The sequence below is a fragment of the Streptomyces sp. NPDC054840 genome, from assembly GCF_053611065.1.
On the sequence record NZ_JBSGZP010000079.1, the window covers coordinates 1 to 16,908 of the forward strand.

Annotated in this window: 10 protein-coding genes; 1 reads left to right on the top strand and 9 read right to left on the bottom strand. The window is 68.8% G+C overall.

Annotation, left to right across the window (positions count from 1 at the left end; translation table 11 throughout):
• The 8 genes from ACWGIU_RS08660 to ACWGIU_RS08695 form a co-directional block, all read right to left on the bottom strand.
• Positions 1 to 980, bottom strand: a 980-nt coding sequence (locus ACWGIU_RS08660; RefSeq protein ID WP_453703724.1) for a DUF6545 domain-containing protein, incomplete at its 3' end; no start/stop codon positions are given.
• Positions 977 to 2,530, bottom strand: a complete 1,554-nt coding sequence (locus ACWGIU_RS08665; protein WP_453703726.1) for an NAD(P)/FAD-dependent oxidoreductase — start codon at positions 2,528 to 2,530, stop codon at positions 977 to 979. The genes ACWGIU_RS08665 and ACWGIU_RS08660, both read right to left, overlap by 4 nt.
• A gap of 16 nt (positions 2,531 to 2,546) precedes the next feature.
• Positions 2,547 to 3,182, bottom strand: coding sequence for a toxin-antitoxin system, toxin component (locus ACWGIU_RS08670; protein ID WP_453703728.1), 636 nt, complete (start codon positions 3,180 to 3,182; stop codon positions 2,547 to 2,549).
• Positions 3,179 to 4,204, bottom strand: a complete 1,026-nt coding sequence (locus ACWGIU_RS08675; RefSeq protein ID WP_453703730.1) for a hypothetical protein — start codon at positions 4,202 to 4,204, stop codon at positions 3,179 to 3,181. The genes ACWGIU_RS08670 and ACWGIU_RS08675 overlap by 4 nt, the downstream gene beginning before the upstream one ends.
• A gap of 1,033 nt (positions 4,205 to 5,237) precedes the next feature.
• A complete protein-coding gene (locus tag ACWGIU_RS08680; protein WP_453703732.1) occupies positions 5,238 to 10,859 on the bottom strand; it encodes a DEAD/DEAH box helicase in 5,622 nt (1,873 codons plus the stop codon).
• Positions 10,852 to 11,649 (bottom strand): hypothetical protein, encoded by a 798-nt coding sequence (locus tag ACWGIU_RS08685; protein ID WP_453703734.1) that lies wholly within the window; start codon positions 11,647 to 11,649, stop codon positions 10,852 to 10,854. The genes ACWGIU_RS08680 and ACWGIU_RS08685 overlap by 8 nt, the downstream gene beginning before the upstream one ends.
• Positions 11,650 to 11,804: 155 nt before the next feature.
• The gene (locus ACWGIU_RS08690) at positions 11,805 to 13,934 is read right to left on the bottom strand and encodes a hypothetical protein (RefSeq protein WP_453703736.1); all 2,130 of its coding nucleotides are present in this window, start codon (positions 13,932 to 13,934) and stop codon (positions 11,805 to 11,807) included.
• 1,048 nt (positions 13,935 to 14,982) lie between these two features.
• The gene (locus ACWGIU_RS08695; RefSeq protein ID WP_453703738.1) at positions 14,983 to 15,192 is read right to left on the bottom strand and encodes a hypothetical protein; all 210 of its coding nucleotides are present in this window, start codon (positions 15,190 to 15,192) and stop codon (positions 14,983 to 14,985) included.
• Between the two features lie 463 nt (positions 15,193 to 15,655).
• On the opposite strand from ACWGIU_RS08695, the gene ACWGIU_RS08700 reads away from it, so the two are divergent.
• Positions 15,656 to 16,078, top strand: coding sequence for a hypothetical protein (locus ACWGIU_RS08700; protein WP_453703740.1), 423 nt, complete (start codon positions 15,656 to 15,658; stop codon positions 16,076 to 16,078).
• On the opposite strand, the gene ACWGIU_RS08705 is transcribed toward ACWGIU_RS08700, so the two are convergent.
• Entirely contained in the window at positions 16,064 to 16,867 is an 804-nt protein-coding gene (locus ACWGIU_RS08705) for a helix-turn-helix domain-containing protein (RefSeq protein ID WP_453703742.1), read from the bottom strand. The two genes, ACWGIU_RS08700 and ACWGIU_RS08705, sit on opposite strands and share 15 nt — an antisense overlap.
• Positions 16,868 to 16,908 lie beyond the last annotated feature (41 nt).

The following is a 16,908-nucleotide window of genomic DNA, read 5'->3' on the forward strand; positions in this document are numbered from 1 at the left end:
GCCCGTGCCTCGCTCAGGCCCCGGCCCCTCGCCACCTCGTACGCGGCTCCGCGCACCCGGGGGTCGAACCAGGCGGCCAGCGCCAGGATGCCGTCGTCGATGACCGACTCGCGGTGGATGAGCCGGATTCCCACCGGGGACCACCAGGCCAGCGGGACGGTCCGTCCCTGGGTCGCGGCGAATCCGCGCAGCGCCTTCCACAGCGGGCACAGCCGCCGGTACTGGCTGAAGGCCACCCATGTCGCCGACTCGCCGACCAGCGGCACGACGAACCCGGCGCCGAGCAGCAGCGCGGCGGCCGCGGCCAGTGGCGGCGCCACGTCCGTGGACAGGAACACCAGGTCGTGGCCGGTCCAGCGGGCCACCACCGACGCCCACTTGGCGGCCAGGTAGGCCAGATCCATCAGCCCGGCGACCACGATCAGGGCCAGCCCCGTGCGCAGCGGGCGCAGGGCGCGGTCCGCGCGCGTCAGCCACTTGCCGCACAGCCAGGTCAGCGCCGAGGTGCCCATGGTGTGCGCCACGAGGAAGCAGACGATCATCTCGCGGATCCAGGGCGTCGTCGCGTAGTACGTGTCCAGGTCCTGGAGCCGTTCCACCGGTGCGTCGCCGATCACGAACAGGACGACGATCGCCGCGGTCGCCGTGCCGAACAGGACCGTGGTCAGCCGGGTGGCCCGCCGCACGGCCGCGGGCGGCCCGCCGCGCCACCGCAGGACCAGGACGACGCACAGCCCGGAGAACACCGTGCACAGGCCGAACACCAGGGGCGCGGAGAAGTTGACCACGCCGGTGCGGCGGTTGACCGCGGCGACGGTCGACGGTGACGCGAGGAAGTTGATGGGAGCCCCGACGACGAGCAGCGCGCACGCGGTCCGGTTCAGCGGCCGGTCCCAGTCCCGGCGCAGCGTCGGCACCTTGATCAGCAGCGCCAGGACCATCAGGGAAGCGGGCAGGAGCGGCAGGATCCTGCCGCTCATCGGGCCTGTCCGACGGCGTCGGCGGGCCCGACCGGGTCCTCCGCCGGGGCGGTGCCGTCGGCGCCTGTCGCGGCCCCTGCCCCCGCCCCTGTCCTTGCTGCGGCGGGGGCTGCGGCTGCGGTGCCGGTGCCGGTGCCGGATGCCGTGCCGGGCGCCCCGTCGAGCCCGGCGACGGCCCGCTCGGCGGCGGTCAGCGGCGGCGCCTTCAGCGCGCCCCGGTCCGAGGCGCGCAGGACGTGCCAGACCACCGAGGGCCGGAGCCAGTGGGTGGGCGCGATGCTCATGGTCAGGACCTTGAACAGGGCGGCGGTGAGCGCCTCGTCGGTCGTGGCCCCGGTCATCAGCCTGTTGACGTACCCGTTGAGCAGACCGGTGCCGGCGCGCGGCTTCATCCCCGTCGCCCCCGGATACAGGATGTCCTGGGAGGTGGCGAGCTCCCAGGCGGTGCTGACCTGGGGCGCGATGACACGCTGCGCCTCGCGGCCGATCCCGGGATGCTCCAGGCCCTTCGCCCGCACCAGGGTGCGTACGGCCAGGAGACCCTGAGCCGCGACGGTCATGCCCTGCCCGTACAAGGGGTTGAAGGTGGCGACGGAGTCGCCGACGGCGAAGAAGCCGTCGGGCAGCTCGGCTTTCTCGAAGTAGATCCGGCGGTTGGCGGTTCCCTGGGTGACGGCCACGTCCGTCAGGGGCCGGCGGCCCTCCAGGAGCTCACCGACGATCGGGTCCCGGACGGCCTTGGCGAACGGGATGAACGCGTCGGGGTCGCCGGTCGGCTGGCCGCCGCGGGTCCCGGAGAGGGTGGCCTGCCACTGGCCGTTCTCGATCGGGACGATCGTGGCCGTCTGCCCGGGCACCGGCACCCGGGGGTCGGACTGGACGTTGACGATGGGGAAGCCCATCTCGTGGGCTCCGGCCGGGGCTTCGAAGATCCTCGTCGCGTAGACCAGGCCCGAGTCGACCTCGGCCTGCCGGATGCCGGTGACGCCGAGCGCCTGGAGCCAGGTCCGGGCGCGCGAGCCGCGACCGCTCGCGTCGATCACGAGGTCGGCGGTCAGCAGCCGGCCCGCTTCCTCCGGGGTGTCGACCAGGACGCCGGTGACCCGGGCCGCCGTGCCCTCCAGGGCGCGTACCCGGCTCCGCTGGAGCGTGGAGACCCCCTTCAGACCGGTCACCCGGGCGCGGACCACGGAGTCGAGGAGGTCGCGGCTGCAGGAGATGTTGAACTGCTTCTCCCCGCAGCGCGGGATCCATCCCTGGGCGGTCTTGGTGACCAGGTCGGTGGGCAGACTACGGCGGATGGCACCCGCCTTCGTCCAGTCGTCGGTGATGCCGGGCAGGATCCGCTCGATGGCCCGGGCGCCGCCCGACCACAGGAGGTGGGTGTGCCGGGCCTGCGGGAGTCCACGGCGCGGGGCCGGACCCTCGGGCAGCGGGTCGGCGTCGATGACGGTGACCGTGGCGTTCTCGGCGAGGACAGCGGCCGCGAGGAGGCCGGCCAGACTGCCGCCTATGACGACTGCGTGGCGGGGCGGGGTGGACTGGTTCATCGTGGCGGGCTCTCTGTCAGGGCCGTGCTGAGGGCATCGGCGTGAGGGATGCGGCGACCGGCTGGTGCGGGTCACGGCGTGGCACGGGGCTTCCCCAACCGAGTGAGGACTTGATGCGCTCGATGGCTTCGGGCAGCTGCTGCTCCCGGGGCGACGGCAGGTAGGAGCGCAGGGTGTTGCCGAGGTACAGGCCGAAGGTCTCGGCCCGGATCTCCGCCGGATCCCCCTGGTCGGCGCGGGCGGCGGCCTGCCGGACCACCGCCGCCGGCCCGGGCTCGGAGGACAGCAGTTCGGCCAGGCGGCCGGGGTGTCCCGTCAGCCGGGCGGCCGCCAGCATGCCCGGACCGACGCTCTGGCCGGTCCCCTCGTCCAGGTGCCACAGCTCGTGGCACGCGATGACGAGCTGGTGTTCGGGCCGGGTGTGCTGCTCCACGACGATCAGGTCGACGTCGTCCAGCTCCAGCCACAGCCCGCTCGCGGTGTCGGGCGGGAAGGAGGTGAAATGGATATCGACCTTCCGCTCTCCGCCGCGCCGCACGGCGTAGGCGGCGCACAGCGCCCCGATGATCTCCCCGGCATCGGCCGGCGGCGTCAGGCGCGCGCCCTCCAGCAGCTCGGAGGCCAGCTTGCGCATGGCCCGTGTGGTCCTCATGGTGCTTCTCCCTCGGCGGCGGCGCCGTCTGTCGGCGCCCCGCTCTTCGTGCCCGGAACTCCGAGCTGCCCCTCGCGCGCGAGGAGGTCGTCCAAGTGGTCGGCCAGCGACTTCCAGCCCTGGGGCGACAGCCGCCCGGCCCGCGTGACGATGCTGCGTACGTCGTGCGCCCGCAGCACCGCCAGCATCGGGTTCTCCCGGTCCCGCACCGCGGACTCCAACTCGCCCTCGACCAGGGCGAGGGCGCTGGAGAGCGCCTCGGAGTCGTCGGCCAGCAGGAAGCCGCCCTCGACACCGTAGAAGCGCTGGATCCCGGCGGCCGCGGCGAGGTTCGGCAGGCCCTCGCCCTGGGCGAGACGGGTCAGCGACTGCCCCGACGCGTCGAAGGACTTGGCGATGGCCGCCAGCGAGTGGGGCTGGCCGTCCTCCCGTAAACGGGTGCGGCGCAGGTGCTCGAACCTCAGGTGCACCTGCTCCTTGAGCGGGAGCCGGGGCGGCCGCCCGTCCAGAGTGAGCCGGATGGCCTGCGGGGTCATACCGGTGAGGTACGACAGGTGCTCCAGATCGTCCCGGCCGTCCGAGACGGTGGTGGCGGACAGGGCGAGGGCCCGTTCCACCGCGCTCTTGCTGTCGGCCAGGAGGAAACCGGCATGGACGCCGAAGAAGCGCTGCACACCGGCCGCGTGACCCATCCGGGGCAGCCCGGTACCGGCGTTGAGCGGCCCGAGGGAGGCGCCGGGGGCGTCGAAGTCGTCGGCGATGGCGGCCAGCGGCCACTCCCGGCCGTGCTTGTCGCGCCGGGTCGCGCGCAGCCGCAGGAACCGCTGGTGCACCCGGCGCTCCAGCGGCGCCTCCACGGCGGTGCCCGCCACCACCTGGGGTATGCGCCCGGGTTCGACCCCGGACAGATGACTCAGCCGCTCCACCGCCAGCACCTCGGCCGGATCCTGCCCGTGCTCCTGCGCCAGCGCCCAGGTACGACGCCAGATCGCGGCGAGATCGGGTCGGGCGGCGGCTCGCACCGGCGGATTCTCCATATGTCGACAAGGCGTTCGAGTGATTCGGGCTCCGTGAAGCCTAGCCCCCCGCCCCTGGCCGGAATAGGGGAACCCCAACGTTTCCTGCCGTACAGCTCAAAAAGGGTTGGCATCCGTCCCACCGCCGAAGCGGCACGACAAGCTCCGGGCGCCTGGGAGGCGTTGGGGACACCAAGTAGTCCACGCTTGGATCCGGACCGGCCCCGTCCACCTGAACCTCGGACGCTCTGCACGCCTTACCGGCAACGTCGGTAGGGAGGAGCCCTCAGCGGCTCAGCCGGTGGCGTCAGGAGAAAGCACCGTCGAAGTGTCGGCGTGCTCCTCGCAGGCGGCCCACCAGCTGTCGCCGTCGGCGTCGCATTGAAGCGGACAAGCATGCCACCCCGCCACCGAACGAGCTACGACACCGTATGTGCACATCAGTTCAACCTCGGACGGAAGCCCCGCCGCGCACTCAGCAGCCGTCCATGCAGTGCAGCGGACCCTCTCAGTAGCGTATTACGCCCTCGTCTTCCCTAGCATGCACCCTCGACTGCTGAAGACATGTCAAGATGGCCAGCGGTCATCACTTTCAGATTATTGACGTTCTCCAGCAGCCAGTCGTCGTATCCACGTCGAGACCTTGTTCCGTGAGGGATCCGGAGCCGACGGTAGGTGGGTGGTGTAGGTGCGGCTACAAGTCGATTCGGCTTCCTGACATTCGCACATTGAACATCAGGGAGGCGGACCAAGCGCGGATCACTGCACTGATGAAGCGGTACCAAGCGCAGAAGCGGTGGGCCCCTGTGAGGGTTCGACGATAGGGACGCGCACCACAGCCGCACCAGATCGAGCGGGGAACAGCCGGGAATCACGGTGATAACAGCCGAGGCCAGGACCGGCCGCTCGCCCAGGTCAACGGCCGAACTGCCCCCAAATGCTCGCAGCTTCCCAAGCTGAGAGCGCGAGCGTTGTGGATGGTTAGCGATCAGGATCTGAGGGACGGGTTGAAGACAGTCGTAGTTCTGATCCTGTACCGCTATTCGTCGATGCCCTCAAAGTCGGTCACCATAGAGACAATCCTCGCGGGGGCCTTATCGAGGAGGAAGTCGTCGGCGAAGACGACCTCGGGGATGCCTCGGCTGTCTGCGGCCGCGGCTCGCCTGACCGCAGAGATCCGGGGGGATTCAAGTTGGTCGTCAGCTGCCTCGAAGGGACTCTTGGCGGCCACCCACATGCGCTGCTCAAACAGGACGGCCGGGCCTGCCCCACCGAGGTTCGATACGAACTCGGCATCGCCCTCCGGGAAGTCTGCCGCCCAGTTCTGCAGCAGCCGACTGGGCTGGCGCGGCTCGATGCGGGTACCTGCGGCTTCCCCGGAGAGGATGGCGAGGAGGTCGTCAGCGAGCCGCCAGTCCAAGAGCGAGTGGTAGGCCATGTTGGTGTAGTCGCGCAGGCACTCGTAGCAGGAGCCCCGGCAGTCGCGGCCGTGGCTGCCGTCGCGGAACTTCTCGACCGTGCGGTTGGCGGCGGCCAAGAGGTCGTTGAAGACCTCGGGCTCGGCCAGGTGGGTGCAGTAGCCCGCGCCGTTGTCGAGGGTGTCGGAGAGGAAGGCGAACGTCCGCGCCCGGGAGCTGGCGGATCCGGCACCGTGGATACCGGAGGCGATCTCGTTCGGCTGGACTTGGAGGATATCGCCGGCGGACACACGGAGGAGCGCGGCCAGGGAGTACCAGCCGGCACGGCGTCCGGAGCGGTCATCCGGGAACCCGGTCACCTGGGCGACCGAGGCGAGGTTGAGACGGAGGCCGTGTTCCAGACTCTCGCCCGAAGCCGGGCCGAGGAGGAAGAGGTCGGTGTGCTGGACCGCGCCAATCGCTGTGCCAGGGGTGCTGCTGGCGTCTTCAACAGTTCCAACCAGCCAGGGCGCATAGATGGCAGCTTCTGCCTCTACCAAGGCACCGGACCAGTTGGAGGTCGCCTTGGCCGGGGAGAAGTGGAAGAGCCGACCGCCGTTGTCGTTGACTGCGTAGCGGCGGCCCTTCCCGGCATGCACCACCATCCCGGCCTGGGTAATCCGTTGAGGAGCACCGGACTCCAGGTCCGCTGCCGTACGCGGGGAGAGTGATCTGGCCCTCCAGGCGAAGTTGCCGTCGAAGTCGCGCGCCTGCCCTCCGGTCAAGAAGCCCGCCGGTTGATGGAGGCCGACCTCCCTGTACGAGCCGTCGGATGCTCCGCAGGCAGGGCACTCCGCAGTCCGCCCTTCGTCTCCGCCCGGCCCGGGAACAGCCTTGGCATCCTCGTCGAGGTGCCCGCACGCACGGCACATACCGACGTGCTGGGCTTCGCCGAGGGGGTCGGCCACAGCTTTCGGGGTCCTGCCTCCAGGCACGTATCCGACCACACCGACCGCTGTATGGACCTTTCCGTCCTTCACGGTCTCCGCGCCGGGGGCGAACTGCGAAATCGCGATGTCGAGTGAGCGGTCGACGACGCCCGGCGGCGGCCACGGGTAAGACTCCCCCGGCCGCCTCGTGTAGAGGTAGCGGACCGACGTCGGGAAGCCGAACATCGGGAGGAGGCCGGACTCGGCCAGGCGCTGGCTGAGATCGTGGTGCCCGCGGGATGATTCAGCGACAACGGTGACTTCGGCAACGAGGCGCTCCGCCGCCCATCGAAGTGCCGCGTCGAGAGCCCTGGTGCTTTTCGTGTGGCTCACGAGAGCCTCGGCCACCGCGCTGATCTGAGCGGCCTCGGATGCAATCCACGCTTCGACTGCGGGGCGGACAGCACGCCAGTCGCGGACGAGTCCGAACTGGCCGTGGACGTTGCGCGTCGGGTCGAGCTCAGCGTCGCATGCGGAGTTCGCCTGTGCGGATTCGAACGCCCGGCGGAGCACCTCAGAGGCGAGGACCCGCTGGTAGATGTCCTTCATATCCGTTGAGAGGTACGGAGGCGGGGTCGGAGCGTCAACAATGCGCTTGGGGTCCTGGAAGTAGTGCTCGTCGTGACTGCGCCCGCGGCAGACCGTGAGCGCAAGGGCTACGGGCGCCCCGCGGCGGCCCGCCCGACCGACCCGCTGCTGGTAGTTGAAGCGGGTGGGCGGCATGTTGGCCATCAGCACGACGGAGAGCGGTCCGATGTCCACGCCGGCTTCCATCGTCGTGGTCACCGAGAGCACGTCGAGGGTGTCGGGCCGGGGGTGTTCCTCATCGTTGAGGAACACACTCTGGAAGCGGGCTTGGCGCCCTTGGGCCTCGATCCGGTCGGTCTGGCCGGTGAGCTCTGCGGTGTTCAGGCGAAACTTCCCAATTCCATTCTTCGCCATCCACGCGTAGTAGTCGTCCTCCGGCGCGTCGAAGCGCTCCGCCTCGGGAGGCAGCGGCCCTCCGCACTTCGTACAGATGCCGGTCCCGGGGTGCAGGTGCCGACGGTGGCATACGCCGCACTCCCATGCGAGGCCTTCACCGTGGCGGAGGGACACCTCCTCCGGCTGGATCACGTACCCGATGACGGCCTTGCCCCAGGCACGCTCGGCTCGATGCCGGACATCCTCCTCGTCTTGGCTTGTGACCGCTGCAATCTTCTGCCAGTAATCGCGGAGGCGACGAGGCGGAGTGTCCGCGGCGGTACGGAGGCCTGCGAATCGGCGCAGGTGACCGAGGACACGCAGACTTCCCCGTACGAGTGCGATCTCCGAAGCCCGGTCGCTGGTGAGGACCGACCTGTCTGACGCCAGCGAGAGCCAGCCGAGACCGAGTGATTCGAAGTCCCTGCCCGCACTGCCGAACAGTCCCATGAGGAGCTCCCGGCTGAGGGACTCCCGCATATCGTCGCGGAGATCACGCTGCCGCGCGCTGAGAACCGTGCCGGACTCGTCGCGGACCTTCCCTTCGGGATCACCGGGCCATCGGTACAGCGACGACCACCGCCGTGTCTCAGTGCCCTTCTCATAGCGAGCCGTCTGCAGCGAGGCGTTCGGCCCTCCGGGATTCACTCCGAGGTGGACTAGCCGCTCGGATACGGTGGCGGCGTGGCTGTCCAGACTTGGAACCCTGCTCAGACTCGCGTAGAGCTCCGCCTCCGTGTCGGGTTCTGAATCAGCGGCGAGGTCGTCGAGACTGTCGGCAGAGGGCGGCTTCTGGAGCTTCTCCCATTGGTCGTATGCGGCGGGGTCCCTGGGCCGGATCCGCTTACGGGCGGCCTGAGCTGCCGCTAGGTCCTCCTGGGTCCGCGAGGCACTCTGGTAGAAGCCCTGGATCGCTGCCAGGTCGTTTGCGGGATCTCCTTGGTCTGCGACTTCCTCGGCAAGAAGTAGACGCAGGAGGTCCTGGTAATGGCGCAAGCCGAGGCCGGCTGCGAGCTTCGCAGCGTCCTGGCGACTGTCGGAGAAGACGACGGCCTGACGCGTGGGCAGTTGGGCGAGCACGGCGGTGGTAAGTACCTGGTTGACCTTCTCGAAACCGGTGCGCATCGACCGGACCGGAGTCCGGAGGCGACGGGGGTCGCTCAGGCTGAGGTTGTCCCGCCCGATACGCCGGACCTCCCAGTTGTCGCCGCAGCCAGGGCACTGGGAGGGAGCGGCCGGAAGGTCTTCGAGCCGGAGGCGGGGGCGGCCGCGCTTCGGCTCTGGAACGCTGGTATGGAAGGACCAACCGGTGTGGTTCCTGTGGTTGCGCAGCATGCCGGTGCGAGGGTTGTACGCACTCCGCTTGAACTCGAATCCGGCGCTCATCGCCCCCTTGTCGGAACTCGTCTCCCACTCCAACTTGTCCGCGGCAGGGTGCTTCTTCCTCGGCCAGTAGACGACGTAGTTAGCCGCGCTGGGGCCGAGGGAGCCCCCGTCGGGTAGCGAGTCGAGGTCAGGCAGGTCGGCAAGGAGACCGGCTTCGAATCCCTTCCCCCTGCGCTGCTTGAAGGTGGATTCCGGGGCATACCCGCCCAGCAGCACATCGCCACAGTTCTGGCAGTAGAGCAGTTCGAGGACCCGGGCTCCGCAGTCGCATCGCGAGGTCGGCCGCGAGAACAGCTTTCCGACGGTCCGGTCGCTGTCCTCTCCGTGGGTGGGCTCTCCGTCAGCGGGTTCTCCTCCGGGGATCTGCGGGCACTCAGGATCTGAGCACGCCCAGACTCCAGGGATGTTTCTGAAAAAGAGGTGGCCCCGCAGAGTCGGCAACTTGGGCAGCCCGCTGCGGCGGAGCGCGGCCAAAACGCCTGCCAGGGCGTCTGCTTGCTGCTCCTTCGCCACCGCCGGGAACATCCTGGCGGCGACTGCGTCGTCGAAGTCGGCGGTCAGCCGGTCGCCGTCCCGAAGTGCATTGGTGAGGGCGTCGCCGGCTCCGGTACGGGCCAAGAGGTCGTCAGCCTCGGCCACTCCGGGCTCAGAGCCGAGACGCGCGAACTCGGCAGCATGATCCGACACGTCGGAGTCCGTGGTTGCAGGCAGGTCCAGACGGCCGCCGAGCACCTCGAACCGGTCGCGTTCGATCCCGAAGAACTCCTGGAGGAAGTCAAGGTCCCGGGGTGCTTCGAGGGAGGCAGAAGCTGCGATGACCCGGAACTTGTCAGGACGGTCGGTGAGGCCCAGGCGGTGGCGGAGGTTCCTCAGCAGATACGCGATCTCCGTACCGGCTGTGCCGCGATACGTGTGGAGCTCGTCGACCACCAGGGTGAAACGGGCGTCAGGGACCTGGTGCAGCCACTGGCGCGTCTTCTCGAAGACAGACGCTTCCCGGGACCGCATCAGCATGACGTTCAGCATGCTGTAGTTGGTGATCATGATGTCCGGGGGCGCCTGGATCATGTCCCAGCGGGAGCGCATCTCCGCACCGTCGAGCCGGGGGATGAAGTACTTGCCGTCGCCGTCGCCGCTCTGGGCCTGGCGGGAGCGTGCCTCAGTAGCGGCAAACTCCTTGCGGAGGTTCCTGACGCCCGCAGCAGAACCGATGTCCCCCGGGACAGGTGTCGCCCCTGTGTAGCGGCCGAAGTAGAAGCGGTGGCCAGGGCGCTTGGCCTCAAACCACGCGCGCACGCAGTCGCTGTCCAGGGCCTTGCGCAGACGCATCATCTGGTCGTCAACGAGCGCGTTCATCGGGTACAGCACGAGGGCGCGAACGGCGGCGTGGCGGCCGCGCTCGCCAGCCCTCTGCGGCTGGAAAGCACCGTCGGGCGAGGTCCACCAGCGGTTGGCCGGGGCTGACGTCGCACTCCACGACTCGGACTCCCGCACCAGGTCGGCAAGGATGGGGAGTAGGAACGCCTCCGTCTTACCTGATCCGGTACCGGCAGTGATGACAACGTCGCGCCGGTCCCTGACCGCGGCGGCGAGCGCCTGGTGCTGGTGCTCGTGGAGGGAGCGAACATCCTTGAGGAGGCCCAGCTCGACGAGTTCGGCGAGTTGGGGGTGGGCGGCGGCCTCGCGGACCGACGCAGCGATGCTCACTCCGGCAGAGACGTACTGCGGCCGGACCTCGATCAGCGGGCGGCGCCAGGCGCCCCCATCACGATCGAACAACCGACGCCGTTCCTCCTCCAGCTCATCATCTGCCAGCCCGAAAGGGGTGTCGTAGTAGCGGAAGAGCGCATTCTTGAGGTGATCAAAGGAGCCGACGATGTCCAGTCCGTGATCTGCTGGGGGTTGTTTCTTCGCGTTGTCATGCATGAAGGTCTCCGAGCGTCTGCCCGAGCGATGCGGCGATCTTCAATGCCACGTCCCCCGGGACGTTGTCGTACGCAAGATTCTGGGCTGACTCCTGAATGCGGGGTGCGAGGCCGGAGCACATGGCAGCAACCCTCCGCTGCAGGTCCGGCAGCGGATAGCCCCAGTCCACGAAGAGCGTCCCGATGCCGTCGCGACCGCAGTCGGCCTCGGGGCGCCACCGTAGTACGTCGGCGGCGGTGTTCTGCTCGGATAGCACCGTGTAGATGCCGTACTCGTGCGTGGTCTCGAACCAGGCCCTGTCGCGGAGAACTTGGCAGACCCGCTTGCTGTCCCTGCGCTTCAGCCGGTACAGGCCGTCACCCTGCGGACGGACGGTCGGTATGTACCGCTGCTGCTCCAAGTCGTAGTGCTCCAGCGGTGCTCCGTACTCCGGCGCCGAGGTGCGCTCCGCCAGGTCCAAGTCCGGCAGCAGGGTTGCACCTTGGTAGGCGAAGGTGGGAGCGAAGACGGCTCCGAGGTCTTCCGCCAGATCGCGGAGTTCGCTTTCGTCCCCGAATCGGACGAAGTACGAGGAGGGAAGCGGGATGTCCCGAGGCGGCCGGTCCGACGAGGCCCGGTACAGCTGGACGAGCCCCTCGTCCTTCAGCTCGTCGAGTCGCCGGTCGAAGGAGGCCGTGCGGCTGCCCGTGATGGTGGCAAGGCCCTGTGCTTTAGGCAGCGGGGTGAGCACTGGTGGTGCAGCGGACCAGCGGCGCCCGCTCCAGTCGACGTCGAGGTATGCCAGAGACACGGCATCACGGAGCCAACGGCCTGGTGCGCCGGACTCGATCTCGTCGGACTCCTTGGCACCGAGCCACCACAGACTCTGCTTTGCTTCGGTGAGACTCCCCGCCCCCTCTTCGCTAAGCCAGCGCAACAACAGGTCTCCCGCGCCGATTCCCGTGCTCATTTCCCACCCCGATCGCGCGTGTTGGTGATTTCTGTGGCAGCAACCACGTACTCGGCCCAGCCTGCCGCCCGGCACGCATCGGCGGCGCTGAGTACGACGTATGCCCAGCGGTAGTCCTCCCGGGTCGGTACCGGGGCAGGAGCCGGAGTACCGGGATCAGCTGGCCGCACCCACCATCGCTGTGGAGTGCGGTAGACGAACCACACAGCACCATTAGGGATCTCTGCTTCCAACGCGGGGGTTTCGGACGCCTGGGGGATGCGCTTGCTGACCCACGACGGTGCTTCCTGCCTTCGCACCGGCGTCACGGTTCCGTGCTGGTCGAGGAAGTAGGACTCCATAACCTCGAGCTTGACGACGACTGTTCGGGCCGGGGCGGGAGCAGAAGTGGCATCCGCGCCCCGGATGAAGGCTCCGCTGTCCTCGCCATCGCACTCGCTGACGCGGTGTGCGGAAGTGCCTACGCACCGGTATCCGAGCGAACCGGTGCCCTCCGGGAGTCCTTCGTGGAACCCGTCGTAGACAGTAAAGATCTGGCGGCTCGAAGACGTGCCTACCTCGTGCTGGCCTTCCTCGAAGGCGAGGCAGTTGAGGGGGAAGGGCACCCGGGGGTCAGCGCGCAGGTTCTCAGTCTGGCCGTCGAGGGTTACCTCGACGGTACGGTCGGGAGTGTCGGAGGCCGGCAGAAAGAGGTCGGGTTCCCCGCCCCTGAGGTAATGGCCCGCGACGCCGGATCCGGTGCGGTACTCGCGGGCGATGCGGAGTCCGCCGATCAGCTTCGTGTGCTGCCTGATCTGAGGGTGCAGGACGTAGCTGTGCTCAGCGCTGGAGTCCAGCGCCTGCCTGAACGCGGAGGTGTCGGCAGCTCGCACGCCCTTGAAGAGCCGCCACCCGGGGACAGGGGCGGCAACCTCCCGCACTGTCTTGGACCGGAGCCCGCTAAGCATGGCGCGTACCTGGGCCGCCGACGACGAGGACGCCAGTATCCAGTGCGGCTCACCGGGTTCGAAATACTCTGTGCTCACCCACTCACCGAGATCCGCGTGCATGCGGAGCAGTACGACCTCCTGAGGCACCCATTCGATGACGAGGTCGTCGCCGTCGAGATGGACACCGAGGCGGAGCTGGGGCTCTGAAGGAACCAAGGTCTCAAGCCCTGAGTAGACCCCCCCGTAGTCGGTGCGGAGGGTGAAGGACCGGCCGTCGTGAATCCGGACGGTCGTCTCCTCTGCACCTTCGGCAGCGTCCGCAAGCCACTCCAGTCGGCGGCCCTTGTCCGTCACGGCGATGCGCAAGCCCAGCGCCCGGCGCCACTGCTGACGCTCCGGCTTGTGGAGGGTTCCGTCCCAGTCGGCGGCCAGCCGCTCCAGAAGGGCGACGATGAGTGGATCGCCGCCCTCGGCGCTACTGGGCGCAGATGCGAACTTCAGCTCCTCCATAAGTCGGGGAGACAGGCCTCGGCCACGCCCCGCACTCCACGCGTTGAGCCGCCGCAGGAGCTCTCGGCCTGGTACCTCGGTCGAGTTGTGGGGCCGTAGCCGGGTCGTGGCGAAGAAGCGTGTGAGCGCTTGGCGGTCCGACCTGCGGACGAGCGCCTGTGAGACCGGGTATCCCACGCGCCAGTAGAACTCGTCCGTGCTCACTGTGCTCGCCCCGTACAGGCCGCCGGTTTCTTCGAGCCAGGAGTCCAGTTCCCCCCACATGGCCGCTACGTCGTCCAGGGCCTTGTCGAGGCGGTTCGCTTCAGGTCCCTCCTGCGGGACGCCGAACATCTGGTACCAACGTCCGCGGAAATTTGTTCGGCGCATACCGTCCGAGGTCGCCATCCGGGTGGCCGCGAGGACCGACGCCGCCAGGACCGGAAGGCTCGGCGGCGCGCCGGTGCTCCCTTTCGCCGCCCATACCCGGCACTGGCTCAACACGCGCCAGAGCAGGGTCTTGTCCGACCCCGACCAGTAGAGCTCGTCCGCGACGGCGTTGCTGAGCGACTCCTCGATGCCGAACCGCTGGGCGAGTTCCCGTTCAACCTCGTCGTCGACATACAGCACGGTGCTCTGTAGGGCATGGTCAGCACCGAAGAACTCGTCAGAGAGGACTTCGTGCCACCGGTCGTACGCTCGCTTCATCTGCCTGCCTCTGCCCACAGCGCTGTCCGCATCTAGATCTTGCGTGCTGGGGGGACCTGCCCTCGCCGCGGCCTGTTCCCGGCCCGACTGTTGCGCCGCGCGGTGGCGGCGGGTTGGCCAGGTGGCTGCAGCGTGGGGCGCGCAGAGAGGGACGCCCGTGGTGAGCGCACTGATGTCGGCAACGATACGACAGCACGCGTTCCTTGTCAGCAGCTTTCGCAAGCCGGTGACCTGCGCTTGCGTGGTCGGCACGGGTGTCGCTACAGGTCTCTGGGCCAGCTTTCCATCTGACGAAGGCTCCGGCGTACATCGGCACGGAACGCTTCCGACCTCTGAACCGAGTTCTGGGCCAGGTTCGCCAAATTAGCGTCGAACATGGCCAAACGTGCACACACGAGCTCAAACTCTTCCAAGAGGTTCGTCTCCAAGAGTCCGCGGGCGACCTAGTCCGCGCCGCCGCCCTGGAGGAGCGCATCCCCGCCGACGGAGAAGGCGCCCTGGGACCGGGCCACCCCGAACCGAGGCCGTACGCGCGGACCTTGACCGGACCCGGTCTATGTAGCCGCGCTACCCGCCTGCGGGCCGGAAGCCAGAGCATCGGCGGCCAGCATGGCCAGGAGGATGTCGGGTCCGAGGGGAAGAGCAGGGGGAAATCATCGGACCACGCCGCGAGGGCCTGGACAGTGGTGCCCGATCCTGCCATTTCGTACTTACAGATAGGACGCCCTCCGCGGCAGCTGTGGTCGGAATCGCACGACGTGGTGAGCGTCCTGGGTACTAGCGACTGTGCCAGGCGGCAGTCATCTGCACCTGCCTGCGTCACCTGCTGACAGCAACAGCAGCGGACGACAGCGGTCGCGAGCGAATCAAGGCGTACATCCACGCCAGGCTGAGATGGCTTTGCCCAGCAGTGCCCAAGCCGGGATCGAAAGCGGTGCGCAGCCAGCCATGGACTATCCGTGGACTGGTCCCGCCTGATCTACCACGTGCAGGGCCGTGACCTGAAGCGTTACCCAGTTCCCAAGCGGCCTCCGGAGCCGTGTGCTGCTCAGCTGGTGGTGTTGGGAGAAAGCACCGTCGAAGTGTTGGCGTGCTCCTCGCAGGCGGCCCACCAGCTGTCGCCGCCGGCGTCGCTGACCCGCACGCTCCACACCACGGGGCGGGAGCAGGGAGCCCCCCAGGTGCACTCGCCGCGTGCGGAAGCCGTACCGACCCTGTGGTTGTCCGCTGACCACTTGCACTTCTCTCGGAGTTTCATGGTGGACATTGAAGCGGAGGTGCGTGCCACCTCGCCGCCGAACGAGCTGATCCCTCGGGGCTTCTTGGGCCGTCGGACAGCGGCCCGGGGTCACGGGCAAGGGTCACTGACGACCGCTCGGGTGCTGGTCGCGGCGGGTCCGCCGGGGAATGTGCCAGGCAGCGGGAGCTGGGCATGACCTCCTCCGCAGATGGAAGCGAGAGGGTGCAGCCAGGGAGCCAATCGGGGAGCCACCGGAGGCGGCCCGCAATGGATCTGGGTGGACTGGCATGGACGGCCTGCAGTCGGAGCAGGCGAGGGCGGCGCCCTGTGAGCACGTCCCCGAGTGGGGCCCGTTACCTCGGAGGTAATCGACCCGCTCCATCGCCCCCGGCACATTGGACGCATCGGGTTCCGGGGCCGCGCACTCGGTCCCGGGATCCGAGTCCCCCTGCCCGCTCGACCTCGATGGAGGCTGATTCCCATGTCCGCGACCCCGTTCGCCGGCTACACCCACAACCGCGTCCCGCAGACAGCGCTGCGCCGCTTTCTCGCCCTCGACTCCGTCGTCACCACCGCCAACGGGCTCGCGTACCTCGCCTTTTCCGCCCCGCTCGGCCGGCTGCTCGGTGTCGGGCAGGGGCTGCTGCTGGAACTCGGGATCCTCCTCGCCGTCTACGGGGCCGGCGTCGGACGGCTCGCCACGCTGCGGCAGCCGCACGTCCTTGCCGTGAAGCTCGTCATCGGGACGAACTACGCCTGGGGCGCCCTCAGCCTGGCTTCGCTCGCGCTCTGGTTCGAGCCCACCACCGCCGGCCTGCTGTGGATCCCGATGCAGGCCGCCACCGTGGCCGGCTTCGCGGTGCTCCAGCAGCTCGCCCTGCGCGCGGGCTCAGCCTCCCAGTGACCGCAGGTACTTCACCGTCGCCGGGTCGGCCGGGAGCATCGTCTCGATGGCCAGCTCGGCGACGGTCACGTCCATCGGGGTGTTGAAGGTCGCGATGGACGACACGAAGGACAGCAGGTGCCCGTCGTGCTCGATGATCAGCGGCAGCGCGATGTACGGGGCGGCAGGCTCCTGGGGTGCGCTGTCGCCCGGGCGCTCGGCGACCGGATAGGCCGACACCTCCTCGTACAGGGCGCGTAGCGGCTCGGAGCGGGCCAGCGCGATCTGCCGCTCCATCTGCGCCAACAGGTGCCCGCGCCACTCCCTGAGGTTGTGGATCCTCGGGGCCAGACCCTCGGGGTGCAGGGTGATCCGCATGGCGTTCAGCGGCGGGGTCAGCAGGTGCTCCGGCAGCCCGTCCAGCAGCATCGCGATGCCCTGGTTCGCGGCGACGACGTTGTACAGCGCGTCCACGACCAGCGCGGGATAGGGCTCGTACCCCGTCAGCAGGCGGGCGATGCCCTCACGCAGCGTCTCCATCGCCGGGTCGCTCAGCGCGGTGTGCGCGTAGCGCGGGGCGTAACCCGCCGCGAGGAGCAGCGAGTTGCGCTCCCTCATCGGTACGTCGAGGTGGCCGGCGAGCCGCAGCACCATTTCCTCGCTCGGCCGGGACCGGCCCGTCTCGATGAAGCTGATGTGCCGGGACGAGGAGTCGGCGCGGCCCGCCAGCTCCAGCTGGCTGATGCCGCGCCGCTCCCGCCAGGCGCGCAGCAGGGTGCCCACACTCGTCCTCGGACCCGTCGTCGTCATGCGCACGACGTTAGCCGAGCGGGGTCAGCCCAGGTCGAAGA